Here is a 24,736-nt window from a genome sequence, read left to right as displayed (position 1 = left end):
GCCTATCTCCTCTCCGGCCATTCGTCGCCCAGCAGCTCCGGTGTCGCATAGGCCTGGAGCGCGGCGAAATGCCGCTCCCGATCCTCAACGAAGAAGGCGCGGGTGATCGCCTCCGCCAGACGTCGCGCCCCGGCGCTGACCGCCGGGATGTCGCCGGTCAGCTTGCCGTGGCTGAGCGTCGCCGGATAGTTGAAGCAATGGATATGCGCCAGGGCCGGGCAGGCGCCGGGCTCGCGTTCCTGGAATGCGAAGTCGGGGGCGAGGTCGGGCGAGCTGGCCAGCTCCGCCTGTTCCTGACCCGGCTCCGGCGTGAAGCGGTCGCCCCAGAGGCGGATCTGCGGTGCGATCAGCGCCAGTTCCGGCCGCAGCGCCGGGTCGGCGAGGAAGCCGGTGCCGAAGATCAGGAAATCCACCGTGACGGCGCCGCGCGGCGTCTCGACCCGCACGGCTCCCTCTTCCTCGCGCAGGTCGAGGACCGGCGAGGCCAGGTGCAGCCGTGCCGTCGGGTGGCGGGAGACGCGCAGCGTGCTGTCGCGCGGCGGCGGGGTCTGGGCGCCGAAGACATGGTGCAGGAAGCGCCACTTCCATTCATCCGGCAGGGCCTGGAAGCCATGCACCACGCCGGGGCTGCCGATGCCGGTGAATTTGTTGACCGCCGGCACGGCGGCGCGGCGGACGAACATGTCGAGGCTCGCCGCCCCCGCCTCCAGCGCCATCGCCGCATTGTCCATGGCCGAGGCGCCAGCCCCGACCACGCCGACCCGCTTGCCGCGCAGCGCGGCGAAGTCGATCGCGTCGCGGGTATGCGCCCAGAAGCGGCGGGGAATGCGGTCCGTGATCGGTGGCACATAGGGGCCGCCCAGCCCGTCCCGCCCGCTCGCCAGCACCACCCGGCGGGCGAGGCAGGCGCCGGTCGAGGTCTCGACCTCGATCAGCCCATCCTCGCGCGGGCGCAGCAGGCGCAGCTCGACGCCATTCTCGCCCGGCACGCCCATCACCCGGCGATACCAGGCCAGGTAGTCCATCCATTGGCCGCGGGGAATCTTGCCCAGGGCCTCCCAGGCGGCGGGGCCGTGCTGCGCCTCGAACCAGGCGCGGAAGGTGAGCGCGGGGAGGCCCAGCGCCGGCCCGGCCAGCGTCTTCGGCGAGCGCAGCGTCTCCATCCGGGCATAGGTGACCCAGGGCCCCTCCTGCCCTGCCGGCGCCCGGTCGAGCACGCGGAGATTGTCGATGCCGAGCAGGCGGAGCTGGGCCGCCGCCGCCAGCCCGCACATGCCGGCGCCGATGATGACGACATCGACCACCGGCCGGCCGCCGGCCTCGCGGCGGGGGACGCAGGGCTTTGCCGGCAATTCGAGGAATTCGAGGTCCTGGCGCAGCCGCGCCTCCAGCGCGGGCAGGCCTTGGGGGGTATCGAGCGGGGCGGCGTCGCGGGGCATGGCGCCCATGCAACATAGTGTTTGCACATGATGCAAGGGTCATCATGTGCTATTCGCATCGCATGCTCGGCTCCCGCGCCCTCAGCTTCCGCCAGATCGAGGCCTTCGCCGCGGTGATCGCCACCGGCAGCCTGACCGGCGCCGCCCAGCGCCTCGGCCGGTCGCAGCCCGTCGTCACCCGACTGATCCAGGAACTGGAGGCGGAGCTGGGCTATGCCCTGCTGCACCGGAACGGCCCGCGCGTCGCCCCGACCGACCGCGGGCTTCGCTTCCACCGGGAGGTGGAGCGGCACCTGCTCGGCCTCGCCCTGCTGCGGGAACGGGCCGAGGCGATCGGGCGGGACGAGCGCCCTTCCCTCACCCTCGCCGCCATCCCGGCGCTGGCCGCCGGGCTGCTGCCCGGGGCGCTGGCCGGCCTCGGCGCGCTGCCCCGGCAGGTGCATCTGCAAAGCGCGGCGGCGGAGCAGGTGGTGCAGATGGTCGGCAGCCGCGGTGCCGATCTGGGCCTGGTCAGCCTGCCGGTGCCGCATCCGGGCCTCGCCCTGCTCTGGGCCGCCGAGGCGGACTGCATCGCCGTGCTGCGCCCGGACGATCCGCTGGCCGCGGCGCCGGTGCTGCGGCTGGCCGATCTCGCCAGCCGGCGGCTGGTCTCGACCGCCAATCCGAACCGGCTGCGGCATCGGGTGGAGGAGGCGCTGCGCGCCGCCGGCGTGGTGCCGGAGGCGGTGGTAGACAGCAACACCTCGCTCGCCGCCATGGGCGCGGTGCGGGCCGGGCTCGGCATCGCGCTGACCGAGCCGGTGACGCCGGCCGGCCTGCCGGTCGAGGGGCTGGTGACGCGCCCGCTCGACGCTGCCATCCCCTTCCGCTTCGGCGCCGTGGTGCCGGCCGGCCAGCCTCTGGCGCCGCCGCTGCCGGCGCTGCTCGTGGCGCTGGAGGCGGCGGCGCGGGCGGCGCTGCCCGGCCTCCGCACCCTGCCGGTGGAGAGTGCCAGCTAGGCGTGCAGGGCGTTCGGCACGTCCTGGCCGAAATAGGCGCGCTCCAGCCGATGCGGCAGGTCGGCCTCGCCGGCTCCTGCCTCCAGCACCAGATGGCCCTGCGCCAGGGCATAGACGCGATCGGAGACGGCGAGCGCCTTCTCGATCAGCTGCTCCACCAGCAGCACCGCCGTGCCGCGCTCCTTCAGCGCCCGCACCACGCCGAGCACACGGTCCACCAGCACCGGTGAGAGGCCGGCCGAAGGCTCGTCCAGCATGAGCAGCCGCGGCCGCTGCACCAGGCCCTGGGCCACCGCCAGCATCTGCTGCTGGCCGCCGCTCAGCGCGCCGCCCTTGTCCTGCCGCTTGGCGGCGATCTCGGGGAAGTAGGACAACGCCTCCTCCACCCGCTCCGCCCGCTCCCGCCGCGGCAGGTCATAGCCGGCCAGCAGCAGGTTGTCGGTGACGGAGATCTGGGTGAAGACGCGGTGCCCCTCGATGACATGGACGAGGCCGGCCCGCGCCGCCGCCCGCGGGTCGCCGCCGGCCAGATCGGCACCGCCGAAGCGCACCCGCCCGGCCGTGACCGGCAGCAGGCCGGAAATAGCCCGCAGCAGCGTGGTCTTGCCCGCCCCGTTCGGGCCGAGCAGCGAGACCACCTCGCCTGCGCCGATATGCAGGTCGATGCCGTGCAGCACTGCGATCTTGCCATAGCCGGAGCGGAGCCCGCCGACCTCCAGCAACGGCTCAGGCGCCGAGATAGGCACTGACCACCTCCTTATGCGTGCGGATCTCGGCCGGCATGCCGGCGGCCAGGACCTTGCCCAGGTTGAGCACCGTCACCTGGTCGCAGATGTCGAAGATCAGGTCGGCATGGTGCTCGACCAGCAGCACGCCCACCCCCTGCCGGCTGACGGCGCGGATGAGGGCGCCGAGGCGCCGGATCTCCTCCGCCGAGAGACCTGCCGCCGGTTCGTCCAGCATGAGGAATTCCGGGCGCAGCACCAGGGCGCGGGCGATCTCCATGAAGCGCAGCTCGCTGTGCTGCAAGCGATCGGCACGGACCCCGGCAAGACCCGCGAGCCCCACCGCCTCCAGCGCCAGCCGCGCCTGGGCCGCCATCGCGCGTTCCTCCGCCCGCTGCCGCGGCAGCGAGAGCAACGCCTCGAGGAAGCCGGCGCGGCCTTCGATGGTGGCGCCGATCATGACATTCTCCAGCACCGTCGCCTCGCCGATCAGGCGCGGCGTCTGGAAGGTGCGGGCGATGCCCCGGGCGGCGCGCCCGACCGGGTGGCCTGGCGGCAGCGGCGCATCGCCGAGGGTCATGCTGCCCGCTTGCGGCCGATAGTAGCCGGAGATGACGTTGAGGGTCGTCGTCTTGCCGCTGCCATTCGGCCCGATCAGCCCATGCACCTCGCCCTGGCGCAGGTCGAGATCGAGGCCGTCGATGGCGCGGACGCCGCCGAAGGCCAACACGATGCCGCGCAGCGACAGCAGCTTCCGCTCGGCCCGCTCGCCGAGCAGCGGCGCCAGCGCTTCGGGCCGCGGCTGGATGGCGCGGTCCTCCGGCAGGGGCTTGCGGCTGTTCCGGTCGAGCAGGGCCGCGATGCCGCCCGGGATGGCGAGCACGATCACCAGCAGCAGCGCGGCATAGAGGAAGGTGGACCAGGCGGCGAGCGGCGCCGCCACCTCCGGCAGCAGCGTCAGCAGGATGGTGCCGAGCAGCGGCCCGAGGATCGAGCCGCGCCCGCCGATCAGGATGGCGATGAAGAAGAGCAGCGACAGGTCGAAGGTGAAGGCGTCCGGCGTGATATAGGTCTGCAGCGTGGCGAACAGGCCGCCGGCGAAGGCAGCGAGCGCGCCGGCCAGGATGAAGACCATCACCAGCAGCCGCGGCTTGGCGATGCCGCTCGCCTCTGCCGCCACCTCGGAATCTCGGATGGCGACCAGGGCGCGGCCGAAGCGGCTGGCGCCGATATTGGCCGTGGCCCAGGTGCAGACCGCGCCGAGGCCGAGGCAGAGATAGTAGAAGCCCCAGGCGGTATCCATCGGCGCCGGCATCGATGGGCCGGGAATGCCGATGCCGCCCCCCGTCACATCCTGCCAGGCCAGCGTGATCTGCGTCACGATGGTGGCGAAGCCGAGCGTCGTCATGGCGAAGTAGAAGGTGCGCAGGCGGAGCGCCGGCAGCCCGACCACCACGCCCGCGGCGGCGCCGGCCAGCGCCGCGAGGCCGAGTGCGACGAAAGCCGGCAGCGGTTCCATCACCGTGCCGGCGGTCAGCACGCTGGCGGTATAGGCACCGATCGCCAGCAGGGCGACATAGCCGATGGCGAGCTGCCCGGCGAAGCCGACGACGAGGTTGAGCCCCGAGATCAGCACCCAGTAGATCGCCATCCGCGTCGCGATCAGCGCCCAGTACTCGTTGCCGGTGAGCGGCAGCAGCAGGGCCAGCGCCAGGATCGCCAGATAGGGCCAGAGGCGCGCCATCATACCCTCCGCGCCGCCGGCGCGCCGAACATGCCCTGCGGCCGGATCAGCAGCACGATAATGAAGAGGGTGAAGACCGCGACCGAGGAGAAGATGCCGCCCACCATGAAGTTCGCCGCCTGCTGAAAGAGGCCGAGCAGGAAGCCACCGATGACGGCGCCACGGTTGTTGCCGAGCCCGCCCAGCGCCACCGGGATGAAGCCGTAGAAATTCAGCAGCGGCCCATTGGCGAAGAAGGCCAGCAGCAGCTGCCCGCCGGCGAAGCCCGCCAGCGCCCCCACCGCGCCGGCCAGCGCATAGCTGGCGATGCGCAGGTTCCGCTCCGGCAGGCCGAGGGCGCGGGCGGCGAAATTATCCTCGGCGATGGCGACGAAGGCCCGCCCGACCAGGGTGCGGCGATAGAGGTATTCGAGGCCGATGATGGTGGCGATGCAGGCCGCGACCGGCAGCCAGTATTTCTCGTCCCAGATCCCTGCCCCGAGCCCCAGCAGCCGCGGGAAGGGCTGCGGCTCCGTGCTCCACTCCAGCGCCGTCGCATGCTGGATCAGCAGCGCGACGGCGAGGGTCGAGAGCACGTAGAGATGCTGGTCGAGGCTCTTCAGCACCGGCCGCACCGCCACCACCTCCGTCACCACCCCGACCAGGGCGCAGGCGAGGAGCGTCGCCAGCAGCCCCGGCAGTACCGGCAGGCCGAGCCGCAGGACGAAAAGCGAGCCGAAGACGCCGCCCAGCATCCCGAGCTGGCCCGCGGTGAAGCTCATCACGCGCGAGGTCAAGTACATGGTGTTGTAGGTGATGCCGATCAGCGCATAGACGGCGCCGACCGCGAGGCCCGAGGCAAGGATCGAGGCGAGCATGCGGCTCAGCCGTAGCCCGGCGCGAGGGCGAAGGTGCCGTTCTTGCCCGAGGAGGCGGCCGACATGACGACATCCGAAACCGGATAGCCGTTATGGTCGCTGGCCGAGAAACTGTATTCGCCGAAATAGCCGGGATAGCGCTGCAGCGAATTCCAGTTGGCGATGATCGCCTCGTTGCGGCTGGAGCCACTGGCCTCCACTGCCTTGGCGACCAGGTTCACCGCATCGATCCCGCAGGCAACCCACCAGAGCAGCGTATCCTGCAGGTTCACCTTGCCCTGGAGGCGCTGCAACAGCTCCTCGTTCCGCGGCGGCAGCTTGCCGGAGGCGTCGTAGCTGCAGCTCTTGTAGCCGATGGCGTAGACCTTGTCCCAATTCGCCGGCTTTTCGATCAGCGTGCCGATCTCGCCCGAAGCCAGCGAGGGATGGCCGATGAAGGGCACGTCCCAGCCCATGGTGGCGCGGGTGTTCAGCATCCGCGCGATCATGCCGGTCGAGACGCTCCAGATGATGATCGCCTGGGCGCCGGCATTGCGCGCCCGCAGCATGTCCGGCGTCATATCCGGCTGGGTGGCGTCGATATTCGCCTTGTAGACGACCTCGGCGCCGTCCTTCTGGAAGCCGGCGGCGGAGGCATTGGCCGCCGTCACGCCGTAGCCGGTGGTATCGCCGATGACGGCGACCTTCTTCGCCTTGGCGATGTTCAGCGTATAGCCGCGCACCGCATCGTCCCACTGCGTGTTGGAGGGCGCGATGCGGAAGGCATTCGGGTATTTCTGCGGGTCGATCAGGCTGTCCACCACGCAGGGATGGATGTTCGGCATCTTGCCGCGGGCCATGATCGCGGTGACGGCCAGCGATTCGCCGGAGTTGGTCGGGCCCCAGATCGCATGGACCTTCAGCTGGCTGATCATCTCCTGCGTCGCGTTCACCGCCTTGGTCGGGTCGCCCTGGGTGTCGCGGGTGATGATCTCGACCTTGCGGCCCTTCACGCCGCCAGCCGAGTTGAGCGCTTCCGCCGCCCAGACGACGCCGCGATTGAAGCCGATGGCCGGCGCCGAGCTCGGCCCGGTCATCGCGGCGAGCCAGCCGATCTTGATCGGCTCGTTCTGCGCCAGGGCGGGCGTGGCGAGGCCCATGGGAAGGCTGCTGGCAAGCCCGGCAAGCCCGAGGCCGCGGCGGGTGATCGGCATGTTGTTTCTCCCTTTTGGTTCTGGTTACAGCGTGATGCGCGTGGGCGGCAGGCGCGTGGCCTGCGCCAGCAGGTCGGGATCCGGGTCGGCGCCCAATCCGGGGCCGTGCGGCACGGCGACGCGCCCGTCGCGGCAGCGCACCCAGGGATCGAAGGGGTTCGGCTCCATCTCGAGCCACAGCACCTCGATCATCGGCCGCTCGACCAGCGCCGCCGCCACATGGATGGTGGCGATGAAGCCCGGGCCGAAATACGGGCTGTGCGGCGCGACGGCGATGCCCGCCGCTTCACACAGCGCGATCACCCGCCGCATCTCGCCGATGCCACCCACCTTCGTCACGCTCGGCTGGGCGATGTCGATGGCCCCGGCCTCGATCAGCGTCTTGAAGCCGAAGAGCCCGGCGGTGTTCTCGCCGGCCGAGAGCGGGATGCCGTGGCGGCGGAGGCTGGCGAGGCCGGCCGCATCCTCGGGCGGCCAGACCGGTTCCTCCAGCCAGTACAGGCCGTCATGGGCGAGCGAGCGCGCCATGTCGCGCGCGACCGGCGGTGTCCAGGCGCAGTTCACATCGAGCATGATCTCGGCGCCCGGCGCCGCGGCGCGGGCGGCCAGCACCGCCTCCCGCGTCACCTCATGCAGCTTGATGTGGCGATAGCCCTGTGCCGCCGCCTCGGCGGTGTTGCGCGCGACCAGGTCGAGGTCGCCGCCATAGGAGAGCAGGCTGGCATAGGCCGGCAGGCTCTCCGGCGCGCTGCCGCCGAGCAGGCGCCAGAGCGGCTCCGCCGCCCGCTTGCCGGCGAGGTCCCAGAGCGCGATCTCGATGCCCGAGAAGGCATAGGTGAAGGGCCCGTTCCGCCCGAGCAGATGGGTCCCGTGCAGCACCCGCCGCGAGAGGCCGGCGATATCGGAGGAGTCCTGCCCCAGCACCAGCGGCGCGACGATGCTCTCCAGCGCCGCCTTGGTGGCCGGGATGGCGGCATGGCCGAAGGCCTCGCCCCAGCCGACCAGCCCGTCCTCCGTCTCCACCCGGACGAGCAGGATCTCCATCCGGTCCCAGAGCTGGCCGGCAAATCGCCCATGGGGACCGCCCATGGTGAAGGGCATGGAGACGACCGAGGATTCAACCGCGGTGATGCGCATGGGGCTGGATGTTCCTCCGCAGCCCTCTCGCTGGGGCCGCTCGGCTGGCATCCTGCGGCGGCCCGGCGTGAAGTTCAACCGGGAGCGGGCAGGCCTCGCGCGAAGCGGATCAGCGCCTCGGCCACCGCCTCCGGCTGCTCCGGCAACAGGGCATGGCCGGCGCGGGGGATGACGGTCATCGTCACCTGCGGGCCGAGCGCCTCGCGCAGCCGCGCCTCGGTCGGCAAGGGCGCGATGGTGTCCTCGGCGGCGGCGACATAGAGGACCGGCACCCGTTCGGCGACGCGCTTCCAGGCGGTATCGGTCGCCGCCGTCGCCGCCCGCTGCATCCGCGCGACCGGTGCATGCCAGCCGGCGAGCCAGACCCGCGCATCATGGCCCGGCGCGAAATAGCCGCGCTGCAAGTGGCCGAGCCGTTCCGCCTCGCTCAACGCCGGGTCAAAGCTGCCATCGATCGAGGCACGGGTGGCGGGATCGATCACGGTGTCGATCGAGGCGGCGAGCAGCGCCACGCCCCGCACCAGCACCGGCCGCACCACCGCCATGGCGCGCGCCACCCAGTTGCCGAAGGCATGGCCTGCCACCACCGCCGGGCCGGTGACGCCGGCCGCCGCCAGCGCCGCCGCCGCATCCTCGGCCAGGTCGTAGAGGGTCAGCCCCTCCGTCGGGCCGGTGGAGCCGCCGATGCCGCGCGGCTCCGGCCGCACCACCCGGAAGCCGGCGCGCGCAACCAGCGGGGCGACCGTGTCGAAATCCTCGGCGCCGCGGCCGAGCGAGGGGAGGAGAAGCATGGCGGGCCCCTGCCCTTCCACCTGGAAGGCGATGCGCGCGGCGCCCTGCGTGGCGAACCCCTGTTCCATCCCTGCCTCCCCAGCTGCGCCGCTGCCATACCACCGGGCGCCGCCTGAGGTCAGGCCTCGTCCTCCCAACCCTCCGGGGAGCGGTCGGCTGCCCTATCGGCCTGCATGGTGCGGTCCAGCGGCACTTCGATATCGCAGACCAGGCCGGAGGGCTTCCAGGCCAGCGACACCGCCCCGCCGAGCTGGCCGCGGACCGTGCCATCCAGCACGCGCGATCCGAAGCCGCGCCGGCTCGGCAGCCCTGGCACCGGCGGGCCGCCGGTCTCCCTCCAACGCAGCCGCAACACCCCCGTCACCCCACCCTGGAGGCGCCAGGAGACGAGGAGCCGGCCTCCCGGAACCGACAATGCTCCGTATTTCAAGGCATTGGTCGCCAGCTCATGCGCCGCCATCGCCAGGGGCTGCGCCATGCCGGGGGGCAGGACCACCTGCGGGCCATCGAGATCGGCACGCGGGCCGCAGAGGAAGGGCGCCAGTTCGGCTTGCAACAGGGTATGCAGGCCGGCGCCGTTCCAGCTTTCCTGGGCGAGTAGCGTCTGCACCCGGGCCAGGGTCCCGACGCGGCCCTCCACTGCCCTGGCATAGCTCTGAACATCATCCTTCGGTGTGAGGCGGAGCGCCGCCTGCACGACCGCCAATGCGTTCTTGGCGCGGTGATCCACCTCGCGCGACAGCAGGATCTGCCGTTCCTCCGCGAGCTTCCGTTCGGTGACATCGAGCGTGACGCCGGCCATGCCGACCGGTGTCCCGTCCACGGCGTAGACCGGCCGGCCACGGACCTGCACCCAGTGCAGCGCGCCATCCGGCCCGACGACACGATACTCGATATCGTAGTCCACGCCCTCGGCGACGGACCGGTCCATCGCCGCCTGCATACGGTCGCGGTCATCGGGGTGAACGGCGGCGCAGAGGTCGTCATAGGTGAAGCGCATCCCAGGCGCATGGCCGAAATTGGCGCGGCAGGTCGGCGATGCCTCCAGCTTATGGCTGCGCAGGTCGAGTTCCCAGGCGCCGAGCCGCCCGGCCTCCAGCGCCAGACGCAGCCGCGCCTCGCTCTCGCGCAGCGCCGCCAGGGTTTCGCGCTGCCCGGCCCGCGCCTCGGCCTCGGCCACGGCGCGGCGGACCGCGATGGGCAGCCGGGCCAGGCGTTGCTTGACGATGTAGTCGGTGGCGCCCTGCCTCACCGCCTCCACCGCCGCTTCCTCGCCCAGCGTGCCGGAGACGAAGATGAAGGGGGTGTCGGGCGCGAGCTCGCGCGCCAGCGCCAGCGCCTCCAGCCCATCGAAATCCGGCAGGACGTAGTCGGCGAGGATCAGGTCGTAGCCGCCGGCGACCAGCGCAGCGGAGTAGGTGGGTCTCGTCGTGACGAGATGGATTGAGCAAGGGAGGCCGGTGCGTGACAGGTATTCCGTCACCAGCTCAGCATCGATGAGGCTGTCCTCGAGGTGCAGGATGCGGCAGGCAGCGCGCTCGGGCGGCGCATCCACGGCGATCTCAGCGGAAATCGGTGCTGTCACGGCTCCTCACCAGACGCGTCCTCCTTGTGATAGTCCGGCGGCGGCTCGTTCAACACCGCCCAGAAGGCCCCGATATCGCGAATGGCGTCAAAGAACTCGCGATGCCCGACTGGCTTGACGACGAAGGCGTTCACGCCGAGGCCATAGCTCCTGATGAGGTCCTGCTCCTCGCGCGAGGAGGTGAGCATCACCACCGGCACGTTGCGGGTCCGCGCCTCGCGCCTGATCCGCTCCAGCACTTCAAGGCCATCGACCCGCGGCAGCTTGATGTCCAGCAGCACCACGGCGGGCAGCTGCGACGGCTTGCCGGGCGCATTGTCGCGACGGAACAGGAAGTCCAGGGCTTCCACGCCGTCCCGCGCCACGACAACGGGATTGGCCAGCCGGCTCTTCTCCAGCGCCTCCAGCGTCAGCTCGATATCGTTCGGGCTGTCCTCGACCAGGAGGACGGGTCTCAACTCTGCCATGTCACGTCGCCTCATCGCTTGGCGCGGCCTGCCGCGGCAGCGTGAAATGGAAGGCCGCGCCCCCTCCTGGCCGGCCTTCGGCCCAGATCCGCCCGCCATGCCGCTCGACGATGCGCTGCACATTGGCGAGGCCGATGCCGATGCCTTCGAATTCCTCGGCCCGGTGCAGGCGCTGGAACACGCCGAAAAGCTTGTGCGCATAGGCCATGTCGAAGCCGACGCCGTTGTCGCGCACATGGAAGACGACGTCGGTGTCCGAGGCCTCACCGCTGACGTCGATGATGGCCGGGTCGCGGCCGCGGGTGTATTTCAGCGCATTCGACAGCAGGTTCTGGAATACCTGCCGCAGCATGGCGGGGTCGGCCCGGGTGGACGGCATCGGCCCGATCCGCCATTCGATCGGGCGCCCCGCCTGTTCGAGTTCCAGGGTCCGGCGCACTTCCGCGACCAGCGGCGCCGGGTCGAACTGGACCGGGACCAGGGCCGTGCGGCCCATCTGCGAGAAATTCAGCAGGGCATCCACCAGGCGGCCCGCGGTTTCCGCCGCTTCCACGATGGTGCTGACATAGCGCTGCCCCCGCGCGCTCAGCTTCTCGCCCTCGCGCTCACGGAGCAGCTCGGCGAAGCCGACGATGTGGCGGAAGGGCGCCCGCAGGTCATGCGAGACCGAATAGGAGAAGGCCGCCAGTTCCCGGTTCACGCGCTCGAGCCGGCCGGTCAGCTCGGCCCGCTCCTCGGCGGCGCGCAGCACGATGCCGACGATCGCGGTGCGGAGATCGCGCGCGGCCTCAATCTCGGCCGCGCTCCAGCGCGTCGAGCGCTGCCGCACCGTCTCGGCCCAGGCCGCGAAGGAGCGGCGCGGATGCAGGCGGTCGGGCGGCAGCTCCGGCTTGCGCGGATCGCCGCCCCAGGTGACCGTGCGGATCACCTCGGGCCGGAACCACAGGACGAAGCTCGGATGGAGCTTCGAGACCGAGATGGCGAGCAGGCCGCTGGCGATATCGGCATAGGCCGCGGCCTCGGGCATGACGCTCGCCAGGGAATTGGTCTCGAAAACCTCGTCCCCGCTGCGCTGCGCCAGCCAGGCGGCGATGCGCCGCACCTCGACCTCCGGGGGCGTGTAGCCGGCCAGGGCGCAGCCGCCATCGGTCAGCACCGCCACTCCGGTCGCCCGCGTCAGCTCCAGCAGGTCGGTCGGGACGGCGAGAAGCCCATCCTCCAGCCGGTCGGCGCCGGTCATGCGTGCAAGCAGCCGCCCCTCCAGACCCTTGAGCTGGGCGCGGGCCTCGATATGGGCCATTTCCTCGCGGGCGGCGACGCGCACCGCGAACATCTGCGCCACGAGGTCGCAGGCATTCCTGGCCGCGAAGGAGACCCGGCGCGGCTCGGCATGATGGCAGGAGATCAGCCCCCAGAGGCGCCCGTCGCCGCCCAGAATCGAGACCGACATGGAGGCTGGCGTGCCCATGTTGCGCATGTATTCGAGATGCACGGGCGAGACGCTGCGCAGGCCGGCATGGGTCAGGTCGAGCGGCGGCCCCGGCTGCGCCGCCAGGATCGGCACGGGGGTATAGTCCGCATCGGCGATCAGGCGCTGCGGATTGACCTCATAGAGCCGGCGCGCCTGGGCCGGGATGTCGGAGGCGGGGAAGCGCAGGCCAAGATAGGTGGGCAGCCGGCCATTGCCGTCCTCGGCGACCACGGTGCCGTCCCAATTCTCCTCGAAGCGGTAGACCAGGACCCGGTCGAAGCCGGTGATGTGCCGCACCGAGGCGGCCGCGGTGGAGGCCAGCAGCTCGGTCGAGGCGGCGCGGCCAAGGCGGGTGAAGGCGTCGCGCACGCCGGGATAGAGTGCCTCGAGCGTGACATCGGCTTCTGGCCGGTCCTCGCTCTCCATCTCAGGCTCGAATTCCAGGACAGCATGGCCATCCGGCGAGCGGTGGCCGGTCGTCTGGAAGACCGCGCCCGCGGCGGCCCGGAACCGGCCAAGTTGCTGCGGCGCGGTCGCCGAGAGTTGATGGAGGCGGGTTCTCAACGCCTCCTTCGGCGTGCCTGCGAGAACCTGCTCAATGGGCTGACCGAAGGCGGCCTCAATCGCGGTCGACAGCAACCTGCCGGCCCCGGCGCTGGCATGGCTGAGCGTGAGGCCATCGCCGGCGAAGGCCAGCAGATGGCCATGGGGCTGGATGCTGCCCGGGATGTGGATGGGCTCGCTCTCACAGCCCTCGGTCGGGACGCTGGCGGGCAACGCATCATCGGGAGGGGTCACGGCAGCGAAACCCGGCAGGGGCGGCATCGGGGTCGCGGAGCCCTTGCGGCGCGATCCGTCATGCGGCGTCGGTCATGGCTGGCACCAGCGTGGCGCGGGGTTGCAGCTCACGGAAGAGGCCGCCGGATGCGGAAACGGCCTGCAACAGAAAGCTGCGGTTACGACGCATTACCAATCCGAAACTGCCAGTTGGGCGGTATACGTAAGCCTCCCCCAACTGTCCAGGGTGCGGATGCGTACCATAACTCATCTACTAACCTGCGGCGCAGGAATGCCGTTCAACCCTCCGCGGGCAGGCTGCGGGGCCGGCCGTCCTCGTCGATGGCGACGAAGGTGAAGACACCCTCGGTGACCTTTTCCGCCTCGCCGCGGCCCCGGCCACGGGCCCAGGTTTCGATCCTGACCTTCAACGAGGTGTCGCCGGCATCCTCGGCGGTGCAGTAGCAGCTCACCTCGTCCCCGACCGCGATCGGGCGCAGGAAGCGCATCGCATCGATGGCAACCGTCACCACGCGGCCATCGGCGCGCTCCGCCGCGAAGCTGCCGCCGGCCAAGTCCATCTGCGACAGGGTCCAGCCACCGAAGACGCTGCCGCCGGCATTGGCATCGGCCGGCATGGCGATCATGCGCAACTGCGGCGATTGCGGCGGTTCGGAATTCGCGTCAGCCATTCCTGCTATCCTTCCCTTGTCCCTCGCCGCGCGCCTTGTCGATGGCGGCAAGGATGTCCTTCTCCGAAGCGGCCTGTTCCCAGCCGCCGGGCAGCGCGATCCGCACCGAGCGCGCGCCGCCGCTCGGTGTGCGGACCACATGGAAGCGGTCGGGTGCCCCAGCGACACGCGCCGCTTCGGCATTCGCGGCATCCTTGCCGAGGTCGGCGAAGGCCTGGATGCAGGACCAGGTGACGCCATCGGCATCGGTGACGTCACGAGCCGATCCTGCGTCGTTCGGCGCGGTCACGGCCGGGTGGCCGCGAGCGGGGACTCCTCATACCGGGCGAGAAGTTCGGCCGGGTCGCGGTAGAGGGCGATGCAACCGGCCTTCCGCAGATCCGCTGGCGGGAAGCCGCCGCAGAGCACGCCGACCGGGCGCAGCCCCGCCTTGACCGCCGCCTCGGCGTCATAGGGCGTGTCGCCGACCACCACCACATCCTCGACCCGCAGCGGGGCGAGGCGTTGCATGGCCGCCAGGAAGATGTCGGGAAAGGGCTTCGAGCGCTCCGCATCGTCGGAACTGGTTTCGGCATCCACCAGATCGGTGATCCCGGCAATTCTCTTGTAGTGCTCCAGCTCGTCGCCTTTCGCCGAGGAGGCGAGGACGATGCGCTGGCCGGCATCGCGGAGCCGGCGGAACAGCTCCGGCACGGCAGGGAAGCCGCGCACCTTCGGCAGGTAGTCCCGCATGAACAGGTCCTTGCGGAAGGCCTCGATCTCCTCTCCCTGCCGTTCCACCGTCTCGGGCGGAAGGAAGACGGGCATGAGCTGGTCGCCGCCCTTGCCGATCTGCCGGCGGACCTCGTCATGGCTCACGCTGCAGCCATAGCGCCGCAGGGTCACGGCCCAGGAAGCCGCGTGTTGGTCAACGCTGTCGATCAGGGTCCCGTCCACGTCGAAGATGACTGCCTTGGCCACGTGAACCCCCTGGGATGAAGGAGTGGCAACCCTGCGGAGGCGCGGCGGTTCCGCCTGCCACCCGGGCCGGGCGCCTTGACACCGCGTCAGCGGGGGAACCAGGCTGGACCCAAGGGCAAGCATCAGGGATGGAACGAGCATGATCGGCCAGGGAACCGCGCGCCGTCCGCTGCTTCTCGCCTTGCCGGGCCTTGCCCTCGCGGCTGGGGCCCGGGCGCAGGCTTGGCCGGCGCGGCCGGTGCGCATCGTGGTCGGCTTCGCGCCCGGCGGCCCCTCCGATACCTATGCGCGCATGCTGGCGACCGAGTTGCAGGCCATCTGGGGCCAGCCCGTTGTCGTCGAGAACCGCGCTGGCGCGAATGGCGTGATCGGCACGGAAGCCGTCGCGCGCTCGGCCGCCGATGGCTACACGCTGCTCAGCACCGCGACCAACCACACCATGAACGCGGCCGCCTATCCGCGCCTGCCCTATGACACGGTCGCGGATTTTACCGCGGTCTGCCTGACCGCCACCGCCCCGACGGTGCTGGTGATCCATCCAAAGCTCGGCGCCACGGATCTGGCGGGTTTCGTCGCCCATACGAAGGCGCATCCGGGCGCGGTGGGCTATGCCACCTCCGGTGCCGGCGGCGCCGGGCATTTCGCCGGGGAGCTGTTCAAGCGCCGCGCCGGGCTCGACATGCCGCATATCCCCTATCGCGGCACGGCGCCGGCGGTGCAGGACCTGCTGGCGGGCAATGTCCCCGCCTCCTTCGCGACGCTGACGACGGTGCTGGTGCATATCCGCAGCGGCGGGCTGCGCGCCATCGCCGTGGCGACGCGGGAGCGTGTCCCTCCCCTGCCGGATACGCCGACCTTCGAGGAATCCGGCTATCCCGGCTTCGAGGCCAATGTCTGGTACGGCATTCTCGCCCCGGCCGGCCTGCCGGAGGCGATCACAACGCGGATCGCGGTCGATATCCAATCCATCCAGGCCCGCCCGGCCTTCCGCAAGGCCCTGGCGGACCAGGCCTCGCTGCCTGCCACGGGGGGGCCGGCGGAATTCGCGGCGCTGATCCGGCGCGAGGTGCCGCAATGGCAGGCCGTGGCCCATGATGCCGGCATCACGGTCGATTAGGCCGCACAGGACAGGGAAGACGGGATGAGCGGAGCGGCAGCCGGGTTGGTCCTGGCCGAGACCGAGGACGGCGCGACCACGCTCTGGCTGAACCGCCCGGAGCGAGGCAATGCGCTGGGGCCGGAGCTGGTGGAGGCGCTGGACGCTGCCCTCGATGCCGCGCTTGCGGCGGGCGCGCGGCTGATCATCCTGCGCGGCAGCGGGCGGAATTTCTGCACCGGCCTCGATCTCTCGGATCTCGATGCCGTCTCGGATGGCGATCTGGCGCTCCGCATGATCCGGATCGAGCTGCTGCTGCAGAAGGTCAGCGGGCTGCCCGTGCCGAGCATGGCCATTGCCGGCGGGCGCGTCTTCGGCGCCGGGGCGGATCTCTTCGCCGCCTGCGACCAGCGTCTGGCGCTGGCGGGGTCCAGCTTCGCCTTTCCCGGCCCGGCCTTCGGCCTGGTGCTGGGAACCGGCCGGCTCGCGGGGCTGGTGGGCGATGCGACCGCGCGCCGGCTGCTGCTGGCCGGCGCCCCGGTGGAAGCGGCCGAGGCGCTCTCGCTCGGCCTCGCCTCCGCCCTGCTGGAGGCGGATGCCCTGTCCGCCGCGATCGCGGCGGCCCGGCGGGCGGCGCTGCGGCTCGATGCGCCGACCGTCGCTGCCCTGCATGGCCGGACGCGCCGGGCCGATGACGCGGCCGATCTGGCCGCGCTGGCCCGCTCCGTCGCTCGTCCCGGCCTCAGGCAGCGGGTGCAGGATTACCGGGCCCGGTCGGCCGCCGGGCGTGCGCCTCGGACCAACATAGGAGGGTCCGCATGACGGCCTATACCGCTTCTCATTGGGGCATCTACGAGGTCGAGCGCGATGCCGCCGGCCGGGCAAGCCTGCGCGCCTTTGCCGAGGACCCGGATCCCAGCCCGATCGGCCTGCATCAGACGGATGAGTCCCTGGCGCGACTCAGGGTGCTGCGCCCCGCGGTGCGGCGGAGCTGGCTCGAGCACGGGCCGGGCGCAGCGCCCGAGCTGCGTGGCCGGGAGCCCTTCGTGGAGGTGTCCTGGGAGACGGCGCTCGATCTCGTCTCGGCCGAGCTGCTGCGGGTGCGGGAAGCGCATGGCAATGCCGCGATCTTCGGCGGTTCCTATGGCTGGTCCTCCGCCGGGCGGTTCCATCACGCGCAGAGCCAGGTGCATCGCTTCCTGAATGCGGTGGGCGGCTATGTCCGCCACATGGACTCCTATTCCCTCGGCGCCGGCCGCGCGCTGATGCCGCATGTCGTGGCGCCGATGGATGAGCTGATGGGGATGCACAGCTCCTGGTCGGTGCTGGCGGAGCATACCCAGCTCTTCGTCGCCTTCGGTGGCGTGCCGGCCAAGAATGCACAGATCTCCGCCGGTGGGGCCGGCCGGCATCGCGTGCGGGACGGGCTGCGGCGGATGGCGGAGCGTGGCACGCGCTTCGTGAATATCGGCCCGGTGGCCGACAATCTTGAGACGGGCAGCGCGGTGGAGTGGATCCAGGCGCGGCCGAACACTGATACCGCCCTGATGCTCGCCCTGGCCTGGGTGCTGCGCGAGGAAGGGCTGGCGGATCGTGCCTTCCTGGCGCGCTGCTGCACCGGCTATGAGCGCTTCGAGCGCTGTCTCTCCGGCGCCGAGGATGGCACGCCCAAGACCCCGGCCTGGGCCGAGCCGATCACCGGCGTGCCGGCCGCCCGCATCGCGGCGCTGGCGCGCGAGATGGCCGCCAGCCGCACCATGCTGAACATCGCCTGGTCGCTCCAGCGCGCCTCGCATGGCGAGCAGCCCTTCTGGATGCTGGTGACGCTGGCGGCGATGCTCGGGCAGATCGGCCTGCCGGGCGGCGGCTTCGGCCTTGGCTACGGCGCCACCAACCTGATGGGTAGCGCGCATGCGCGGCTGCCCGGGCCTACCCTGCAGCAGGGCCGGAACGCGGTGCGGGACTTCATCCCCGTGGCCCGCATCGCCGACATGCTGCTCAATCCCGGCGCGCCCTTCACCTATGTCGGCGGCCACTATGCCTATCCCGATATCCGGCTGATCTACTGGGCCGGCGGCAATCCCTTCCATCACCACCAGGACCTGAACCGGCTCGAACGCGCCTGGCGCAAGCCGGAGACGATCATCTTCCACGAGCAATACTGGACGCCGGCGGCCAGGCGCGCCGATATCGTCCTGCCCGCCACCACGACCCTGGAGCGCACCGATATCGGCTCCTCCACGCGGGAGGGCTATCTGGTCGCCATGCGGCCCGTCGCCTCGCCAGCCGGCGAAGCGCGGGACGACTACGACATCTTCGCCGATCTCGCCGCCCGTTTGGGCGCGGCCGAGGCCTATACCGAGGGGCTGGACAGCGAGGGATGGCTCCGCCGCCTCTATGCCGAGACGCGGCAGAAATCGGCCGGGATGGGCATCGACCTGCCGGAATACGACGCTTTCCAGGAAACAGGTCTGGTCAGCCTCGCCGCGCATGACCGGCCGAATGTCATGCTGGAGGCCTTCCGTGCCGATCCAGGGGCCCATGCGCTCGGCACGCCCTCCGGCCGTATCGAGATCACCTCGGAGCGCATCGCCGGTTTCGGCCTGCCGGACTGCCCCGGCTATCCGGTCTGGCGGGAGCCGCTGGAATGGCTGGGCGGCGCGGGCACCGACCGGCATCCGCTGCACCTCATCTCGGACCAGCCCGTGCGGCGCCTGCACAGCCAGCTGGATGCCAGCGGCTACAGCACTGCCGGCAAGCGGCATGGGCGGGAGCTGATCCATATCCATCCCGAGGATGCGGACGAGCGTGGCCTCGCGGATGGCGACATCGTGGAGGTCTTCAATGACCGCGGGCGCTGCCAGGCGGCGGTGTGCCGGACCGGGCAGGTGATGCGCGGCGTCGTCCGGCTGAACACCGGCGCCTGGTACGACCCGGATCCGGTGACCGGCGTGGAGAAACACGGCAACCCGAATGTGCTGACACCCGATATCGGTGCCTCCGGCTTCTCCCAGGGCTGCATCGCCCAGACCTGCCTCGTGCAGGTGGGTGGCCCGGTCGCGGACCCGCCGCCCGTCACCGCCTTCGCATTGCCGGAGCTGATCCCGCAGGGACAGTGGAAGGCGAGAGGGCCCAGGCCATGAAGAAGCTCCTGAATGACCCCCGCGGCGCGGTGCGCGAGATGCTGGAGGGTCAGGTCGATCTCTCGCCCGGCCAGGCGCTGCTGGAGGAGGCGGATGTCGTGGTCCGCGCCGAACTGCCCGCGCCGGCCGAGCGGGAGGTTGCCGTGCTCTCAGGCGGCGGCAGCGGGCATGAGCCGGCGCATGCGGGCTATGTCGGCACCGGCATGCTGCATGCGGCGATCGCCGGCGATGTCTTCACCTCGCCCAGCGTGGATGCGGTGCTGGCTGGCATCCGCGCCGCGGCCGGTCCGCGCGGCGCCCTCCTCATCGTCAAGAACTACACCGGCGACCGCTTGAATTTCGGCCTGGCGGCGGAGCTGGCGCGGGCGGAAGGCATCCCTGCCGAGGTTGTCCTCGTCGCCGATGACGTGGCCCTGCATGACACGGTGGAGCCGGCGCGTCGCCGCGGCATCGCCGGCACCGTGCTGGTGCATAAGGTGGCGGGCGCGGCCGCCGCGGCGGGCCTGCCGCTCGGGGCGGTGGCGGCGGAGGCGCGGGCGGCGGCCGAGGCGATGGGCAGCATGGGCGTCGCCCTCGGCGCCTGCACCGTCCCCGCCGCCGGGCGCCCCGGCTTCGCCCTGGGCGAGGCGGAGATCGAGCTCGGCCTCGGCATCCATGGCGAGCAGGGCGTGCGGCGCGGCCCGATGCGGCCCGCCGATGCGCTGGTGGAGGAGATCCTCGACACCATCCTCGCCGATCGCGGCCTCGGCGCCGGCGAGCGCGTCGTGCTGCTGGTGAACGGGTTGGGCGGCACCCCGCCAATGGAACTGGCCGTGGTCGCCCGCCGCGCGCTCGCGGTGCTGCGCGAGCGCGGCCTGGTGGTCGAACGCGCCTGGTCCGGCAACCTGCTGACGGCGCTGGAGATGCCGGGCGTATCATTGACCGTGCTGCGGGTGGATGGCGCGCGCCTGGCGCGGCTCGACGCGGCGACCGAGGCACCGGCCTGGCCCGGCAGTGGCCGCATCGCGGCGCAGCGGCAGGTGATCGGCAGGACTCCGGCGGGGGCCGAGGCCGCACGCGCAGGCACGCCGACGCCGGCCGGTGAGGCGGTGCGCCGTGCCGCATTGGCCGCCGCCGCAGCACTGGAGGCCGCGGAGGCCAGGCTGACCGAGCTGGACAGTGTCGCTGGCGACGGCGATCTCGGCCTCAGCATGACGCGTGGCGCGGGGGCGATCCGCGCCCTCCCCGCCTCTGCCTGGGCCGATGCCCCGGGCGCGCTCACGGCCATGGGCGAGGCGCTGCGCCGGGCCATCGCAGGCAGTTCCGGCCCCTTCTACGCCACCGCCCTGCTGCGGGCCGCCCGCAACCTGCCGGAGGGCGCGCCGCAGCCGGCCGATTGGTCGCGCGCCTTCACCCAGGCGGTCGCGGCGATTGCGGAACTCGGCGGCGCGGTGCCCGGCGACCGCACCATGCTCGATGCGCTGGAACCGGCGGCACAGGGCTTCGCCGCGGCGCTGGCGACCGGCCGCACGCCGCAGGAAGCCTGGGGCGAGGCAGTCGCGGCGGCACGGCAGGGCGCCGAGGCGACGGCAGAGATGCATCCGCGACTTGGCCGTGCCAGCTATCTCGGCGGCCGTGTCCTGGGCACGCCGGATGCCGGCGCCGTCGCGGCGGTGACCTGGCTGGAAGCGTTGGAGCTGAACGCGACGGGTTGACGATGCGGCGGCTGGTAGGGAGCCGGATCTGAGGCCGGCGATGAGCTGGTCGTGTCCTGACGGCTGCAGGCCGCATCCTCGCCGCGCTCCGCTGACAAAGCCATTCTGTCAGCCCGGAAACCGCTCCAACGCAAATCCCTCATAGCCCCTTGCCACGACACCGGCGCAGATCTCGCGGTAGCGCGCCATGCCGCCCGCATAAGGCATGAAGACGCGTGGCTTGCCCGGCACATTCGCGCCCAGGTACCAGGAATGTCCGGCCTGCGGCAGCAGCGTGGCACTGGCTGCCTCATTGACATGCTCGACCCAGGAACCGACTGCATCGGGCTTCGCTTCGATCCGCGTGAGTCCCCTCGCCCGCATATGGGCGATGCAGTCGGCGATCCACTCGACATGCTGTTCGATCGCCACGGGCATGTTGCACAGCACCGAGGGACTGCCGGGTCCGGTGATGGTGAACAGGTTGGGGAAACCCGCAACCTGCAGGCCGAGATAGGTGCGTGGCCCGGCCTCCCAGGCCTGCCGCAGCGGCAGCCCATCCCGGCCGCGGATATCGATGTTCAGCAAGGCGCCGGTCATCGCGTCGAAACCGGTGGCGAAGACGATGATGTCGAGCGGATGCTCAATGCCATCCGTCGTGCGAATACCGTTCGGGGTGATGCATTCGATCGGCGTCCGCCGCAGGTCGACCAAGGAGACATTGTCGCGGTTGAAGGCTTCGAAATAGCCGCTGTCGATCGGTGGGCGCTTGGTGGCGAAGGGGTGGTCGATGGCGGCGAGGATGCCGGCCTTGTCCGGATCCTGCACGACCTGCCGGATCTTCTCGCGCAGGAATGCCGCGGCGGTGTCATTCGCCGCCTTGTCGGTCAGCAGGTCGCGGAAGGAGGCGCGGAACTGTAGCCCGCCCTTGGCCCAGGCGGCTTCATAGATGGCATCCCGTTCCGCGTCGGATACGTCGAAGGCGGATCGGTTCTCGATGACGAAGGGGTGGCCGTTGGTGTTGGAGCGCATGGTGGCGCGGATCCCGGCGGCGTTCGCCTTGGCCCAGCGCTTGAACTCCTCCGTCAAGGGCGCATTCCGGGCGGGGATGCTGTAGTTCGCGGTGCGCTGGAACACCGTCAGGTGCTCGGCCGTGCTGGCGATCACCGGCACGGCCTGGATGCCGGTGGACCCGGTGCCGATCTGGCCTACGCGCTTGCCGGCGAAGTCTACGCCCTCATGCGGCCATCCACCGGTGTGGTACCAGTCACCTGCGAACTGATCCAGGCCGGGGATGTCCGGAATATTGGCCGAGGACAGGCAGCCCACCGCCGTGATGAGGAATGTCGCGGTGTAGCGTTCCCCGGTCTCGGTCCGAACATGCCAGCGGTTGTCTGCCGAATCGTAATGCGCTTCCGCCACCCGGGTGTTCAGCTGGATGTCGCGCCGAAGGTCGAAGCGGTCGGCCACGTGGTTGAGGTAGCGGAGGATCTCCGGCTGCTGGGGATAGCGTTCGGACCAGTTCCAATCGCGGAGCAGTTCGTCCGAGAAGTAGTAGGAATAGGAATGGCTCTCAGAGTCGCAGCGCGCACCGGGGTAGCGATTCCAATACCAGGTGCCACCGACGCCGCCCCCCGCCTCCAGGACCCGGGCTGAAAGCCCGAGCCGATCGCGCAGGCAGAGCAGCTGATACAGGCCGGCAAATCCTGCGCCGATGACCAGCGCATCGAATGCGGTGCCTTCTGCGGCCGGTCCCGCTTCGCGGGAAGTCATGACCTTCGCCATCACTTGCGACATCCCCTTCGTCCGGCCCGTGCAGGTCATACGGCCGTGGCTGGCGGCGCGCCGGATGCTGCAACCGGCGCGTTCGACGCACGAGCCAAAGCTCAGGGTAGGCAGGCACGACCCGATGCAGCAAGCTGATCGGCGCCGCGAGCTTCGGGAGGCACCGAGGGGCGGAGGTTCAGCCGTCTCGGCCGGTTGACGTCGCCGCCGGCCGGCCGCAACCTCGCTCCAGGCAGGAGATCGTTGTTCTGCCCTGCGTCTGCGCGCCGTATGCCCTGGAGCCCACGCCGTGAGCCTCACCCGCCGCGCTCTGGTTGCCATTTCCATGCCGGCCATTGCCCAAGCCCAGGAGATCTGGCCGAGCCGGCCGATCCGCCTGCTGGTGGGCTTTCCACCCGGCGCGGCGGCTGACCTGACCGCTCGGCTGGCGGCGCCACTGATCAGCGACCGCCTCGGCCAGACCATCATCGTCGAGAACCGTCCCGGCGCCGGCAGCAGCCTCGCCGCCGAGGTCGTGGCGCGCGCAGCGCCCGACGGCTACACCCTTTTCCTGGCCAGTGCTGCCAATGTCACCGGCCAGCTGATGCAGCCGAGCCCCGGCGTCGATCTGCGGCGCGACTTCGCCGCCATCGCCACCCTGACCGAACTGCCCAATATCCTGGTGGTGCATCCATCGCTGGGCGTGCATTCCGTCGCCGAGCTGATTGCCTATGCCAAGGCGCGGTCGGATCAGGTCTTCTACGGCTCCACCGGCATTGGTACGGTGCCGCATCTCTCGGGGCAGCTTTTCGCCCAACTCGCCGGGGCCAATCTGGTGCATGTGCCCTATCCGGGCAGCGCTCAGGCGATGACCGACCTTGTCAGCGGCCGGGTCCAGATGATGTTCGCCCCCGCTTCCACGGCCCGGCCTCAGATGGAGGCTGGCAAGGTGGTGGCGCTGGCCACCAGCGGCGCGCATCGGACCGAGCTGGCACCAGGCCTGCCGACCGTGGCCGAAAGCGGCCTGGGTGGCTTCGACACCTCGATCTGGTTCGGTCTGGTGGCACCGGTCAGAACACCATCCTCTTTCATCGACCGACTCGCCGCAGCGACAGCGGCGGCGACGGACTCGGCTGGTCTTCGCGCACGGTGCCAGGACCAGGGCATGGATGTGCTGTCCAGCGACCCGGTGCAGTTCGCTGCCCTGATCCAGCGCGAGTTTGAAAAATGGGCCGAGGTGGTGCGCACGATCGGCAGCGGGACGCGATAGGAGAGACCAGGATGGCGAAGCTGCAGCTGGCGGAATGCCGGCAGTTTTTCCTCGCAGTCATCGAGAAGGCCGAGGCGATGCAGGTGCCGGTCTCCATCGCCGTGGTGGGACCTGAAGGTCACCTGATCGCGCTCGAGCGCATGGACAATGCCGGCTGGATCACGCCGGAAACCGCCTGGGCCAAGGCCTTTACCATGTCGGCCTTCCGCTCCATGAGTCCGCGCTTCCAGGATGGGCTGGTCACGCAGCACTGGTTGCGGGAACGCAATCCGCAGCTGGCCGTCAATGCGGCGGTCTTCACTGGCGGCAAGATCTTCATCAGCGGCGGCGCAGCGCCGATCTTCAAAGACAACGAGATGGTTGGCGCCTACGGAATCTCGGGCGGCACTTCGGACCAGGATGAGGAGATGGGCAACCATGCTCGGGCGAAGCTGGGTTGGCAGCACCGTCCCGCTGTGGATGACACCACGCCGGAGGTGAAGCAGCACATCAACCAGATCTACGACAAGATCGGTCTCGGCAAGGCGCAGCTTTAGGAACAGCCAAGGCCTCTTGGTTTGGTGGGCTGTTTGGGGCACGGCAAAGCCCCCGATGGGGACGGTTTTCCTTAGCAGCGCCACCACGAATGAGGCGGCCCGTCCCGCGCTGCAGCATAGTCATGCAAGCCTGAGAGACTTGGCGCGACGCTATAGGATAGCCCCCAAGACGATCGCCAAAGGGCGGACGGCACAACGGCCGCTCTCGGTTGGAGAGCGGCCGTTGTGGTGTGTTGGAAGCGTTGGATGCGGGGACAGGATTTGAACCTGTGACCTTCAGGTTATGAGCCTGACGAGCTACCGGGCTGCTCCACCCCGCGTGGGAGAGGGTTGTGTTGGAGACGGGTTTCACTGTTGGATCCGGCTGGGTGGCCCGGCGGCGACCGACTTTCCCGCAGCTTGAGCTGCAGTATCATG

At 70.5% G+C, this 24,736-nt stretch carries 21 protein-coding genes and 1 tRNA gene; 7 read left to right on the top strand and 15 right to left on the bottom strand.

All coding sequences use genetic code 11. The features are described 5' to 3' along the window. Positions 1–2: 2 nt before the first annotated feature. Complete coding sequence (locus JMJ55_RS20430; protein ID WP_202827455.1) at positions 3–1,439, bottom strand: FAD-dependent oxidoreductase; 1,437 nt, start codon at positions 1,437–1,439, stop codon at positions 3–5. 44 nt (positions 1,440–1,483) lie between these two features. Between JMJ55_RS20430 and JMJ55_RS20425 the strand changes: the two genes are divergently transcribed. After that, positions 1,484–2,437 (top strand): LysR family transcriptional regulator, encoded by a 954-nt coding sequence (locus tag JMJ55_RS20425; protein WP_202827454.1) that lies wholly within the window; start codon positions 1,484–1,486, stop codon positions 2,435–2,437. On the opposite strand, the gene JMJ55_RS20420 is transcribed toward JMJ55_RS20425, so the two are convergent. The 12 genes from JMJ55_RS20420 to JMJ55_RS20365 all read right to left on the bottom strand — a co-directional run bounded on the left by JMJ55_RS20420 (position 2,434) and on the right by JMJ55_RS20365 (position 14,837). After that, positions 2,434–3,183, bottom strand: a complete 750-nt coding sequence (locus tag JMJ55_RS20420; protein ID WP_202827453.1) for an ABC transporter ATP-binding protein — start codon at positions 3,181–3,183, stop codon at positions 2,434–2,436. The two genes, JMJ55_RS20425 and JMJ55_RS20420, sit on opposite strands and share 4 nt — an antisense overlap. After that, positions 3,164–4,909, bottom strand: coding sequence for a branched-chain amino acid ABC transporter ATP-binding protein/permease (locus tag JMJ55_RS20415; protein ID WP_236033882.1), 1,746 nt, complete (start codon positions 4,907–4,909; stop codon positions 3,164–3,166). Before JMJ55_RS20415 ends, JMJ55_RS20420 begins: the two co-directional genes overlap by 20 nt. Beyond that, complete coding sequence (locus tag JMJ55_RS20410) at positions 4,906–5,763, bottom strand: branched-chain amino acid ABC transporter permease (RefSeq protein WP_202827451.1); 858 nt, start codon at positions 5,761–5,763, stop codon at positions 4,906–4,908. Before JMJ55_RS20410 ends, JMJ55_RS20415 begins: the two co-directional genes overlap by 4 nt. 5 nt (positions 5,764–5,768) lie before the next feature. Then, the gene (locus JMJ55_RS20405; RefSeq protein ID WP_202827450.1) at positions 5,769–6,956 is read right to left on the bottom strand and encodes an ABC transporter substrate-binding protein; all 1,188 of its coding nucleotides are present in this window, start codon (positions 6,954–6,956) and stop codon (positions 5,769–5,771) included. Between the two features lie 24 nt (positions 6,957–6,980). After that, complete coding sequence (locus JMJ55_RS20400; RefSeq protein WP_202827449.1) at positions 6,981–8,093, bottom strand: mandelate racemase/muconate lactonizing enzyme family protein; 1,113 nt, start codon at positions 8,091–8,093, stop codon at positions 6,981–6,983. Between the two features lie 74 nt (positions 8,094–8,167). Beyond that, on the bottom strand, positions 8,168–8,953 hold the full coding sequence (locus JMJ55_RS20395) for an alpha/beta fold hydrolase (RefSeq protein ID WP_202827448.1): 786 nt from the start codon (positions 8,951–8,953) through the stop codon (positions 8,168–8,170). 50 nt (positions 8,954–9,003) lie between these two features. Then, positions 9,004–10,470 (bottom strand): HWE histidine kinase domain-containing protein, encoded by a 1,467-nt coding sequence (locus JMJ55_RS20390; RefSeq protein ID WP_202827447.1) that lies wholly within the window; start codon positions 10,468–10,470, stop codon positions 9,004–9,006. After that, positions 10,467–10,937, bottom strand: a complete 471-nt coding sequence (locus tag JMJ55_RS20385) for a response regulator (RefSeq protein ID WP_202827446.1) — start codon at positions 10,935–10,937, stop codon at positions 10,467–10,469. Before JMJ55_RS20385 ends, JMJ55_RS20390 begins: the two co-directional genes overlap by 4 nt. 1 nt (position 10,938) lies before the next feature. Further along, positions 10,939–13,206: an ATP-binding protein gene (locus JMJ55_RS20380; RefSeq protein ID WP_328702719.1), complete on the bottom strand. Its 2,268-nt coding sequence runs from the start codon at positions 13,204–13,206 to the stop codon at positions 10,939–10,941. 278 nt (positions 13,207–13,484) lie between these two features. Continuing rightward, on the bottom strand, positions 13,485–13,877 hold the full coding sequence (locus JMJ55_RS20375) for an acyl-CoA thioesterase (RefSeq protein WP_202827444.1): 393 nt from the start codon (positions 13,875–13,877) through the stop codon (positions 13,485–13,487). After that, positions 13,870–14,166 (bottom strand): hypothetical protein, encoded by a 297-nt coding sequence (locus JMJ55_RS20370; RefSeq protein WP_202827443.1) that lies wholly within the window; start codon positions 14,164–14,166, stop codon positions 13,870–13,872. Before JMJ55_RS20370 ends, JMJ55_RS20375 begins: the two co-directional genes overlap by 8 nt. Then, positions 14,163–14,837: an HAD family hydrolase gene (locus tag JMJ55_RS20365; RefSeq protein ID WP_328702717.1), complete on the bottom strand. Its 675-nt coding sequence runs from the start codon at positions 14,835–14,837 to the stop codon at positions 14,163–14,165. The genes JMJ55_RS20370 and JMJ55_RS20365 overlap by 4 nt, the downstream gene beginning before the upstream one ends. A 139-nt stretch (positions 14,838–14,976) precedes the next feature. On the opposite strand from JMJ55_RS20365, the gene JMJ55_RS20360 reads away from it, so the two are divergent. The 4 genes from JMJ55_RS20360 to JMJ55_RS20345 are packed head-to-tail and all read left to right on the top strand — an operon-like array spanning position 14,977 to position 20,770. Further along, on the top strand, positions 14,977–15,954 hold the full coding sequence (locus JMJ55_RS20360) for a tripartite tricarboxylate transporter substrate binding protein (RefSeq protein ID WP_202827442.1): 978 nt from the start codon (positions 14,977–14,979) through the stop codon (positions 15,952–15,954). Between the two features lie 24 nt (positions 15,955–15,978). Next, a complete protein-coding gene (locus JMJ55_RS20355) occupies positions 15,979–16,755 on the top strand; it encodes an enoyl-CoA hydratase/isomerase family protein (protein ID WP_202827441.1) in 777 nt (258 codons plus the stop codon). Beyond that, entirely contained in the window at positions 16,752–19,076 is a 2,325-nt protein-coding gene (locus tag JMJ55_RS20350) for a molybdopterin-dependent oxidoreductase (RefSeq protein ID WP_202827440.1), read from the top strand. Before JMJ55_RS20355 ends, JMJ55_RS20350 begins: the two co-directional genes overlap by 4 nt. Then, the gene (locus JMJ55_RS20345) at positions 19,073–20,770 is read left to right on the top strand and encodes a dihydroxyacetone kinase family protein (RefSeq protein WP_202827439.1); all 1,698 of its coding nucleotides are present in this window, start codon (positions 19,073–19,075) and stop codon (positions 20,768–20,770) included. The genes JMJ55_RS20350 and JMJ55_RS20345 overlap by 4 nt, the downstream gene beginning before the upstream one ends. A 108-nt stretch (positions 20,771–20,878) precedes the next feature. Here the strand turns inward: JMJ55_RS20345 and JMJ55_RS20340 are convergent, their stop codons facing one another. Beyond that, positions 20,879–22,870 carry a flavin-containing monooxygenase gene (locus tag JMJ55_RS20340; RefSeq protein WP_328702716.1) on the bottom strand — a complete coding sequence of 664 codons (1,992 nt, stop codon included), beginning with the start codon at positions 22,868–22,870 and terminating at the stop codon, positions 20,879–20,881. Between JMJ55_RS20340 and JMJ55_RS20335 the strand changes: the two genes are divergently transcribed. Both JMJ55_RS20335 and JMJ55_RS20330 read left to right on the top strand, forming a co-directional pair. Continuing rightward, positions 22,860–23,783 carry a Bug family tripartite tricarboxylate transporter substrate binding protein gene (locus tag JMJ55_RS20335; RefSeq protein WP_202827438.1) on the top strand — a complete coding sequence of 308 codons (924 nt, stop codon included), beginning with the start codon at positions 22,860–22,862 and terminating at the stop codon, positions 23,781–23,783. The two genes, JMJ55_RS20340 and JMJ55_RS20335, sit on opposite strands and share 11 nt — an antisense overlap. Positions 23,784–23,794: 11 nt before the next feature. Then, complete coding sequence (locus tag JMJ55_RS20330) at positions 23,795–24,319, top strand: GlcG/HbpS family heme-binding protein (protein ID WP_202827437.1); 525 nt, start codon at positions 23,795–23,797, stop codon at positions 24,317–24,319. A 243-nt stretch (positions 24,320–24,562) separates the two neighbouring features. On the opposite strand, the gene JMJ55_RS20325 is transcribed toward JMJ55_RS20330, so the two are convergent. Then, positions 24,563–24,639, bottom strand: a tRNA-Met gene (locus JMJ55_RS20325). Between the last annotated feature and the right edge of the window lie 97 nt (positions 24,640–24,736).

Source organism: Belnapia mucosa, from assembly GCF_016775475.1.
GTDB lineage: Bacteria > Pseudomonadota > Alphaproteobacteria > Acetobacterales > Acetobacteraceae > Belnapia > Belnapia mucosa.
This window is presented reverse-complemented; position numbering and strand designations above follow the sequence as displayed.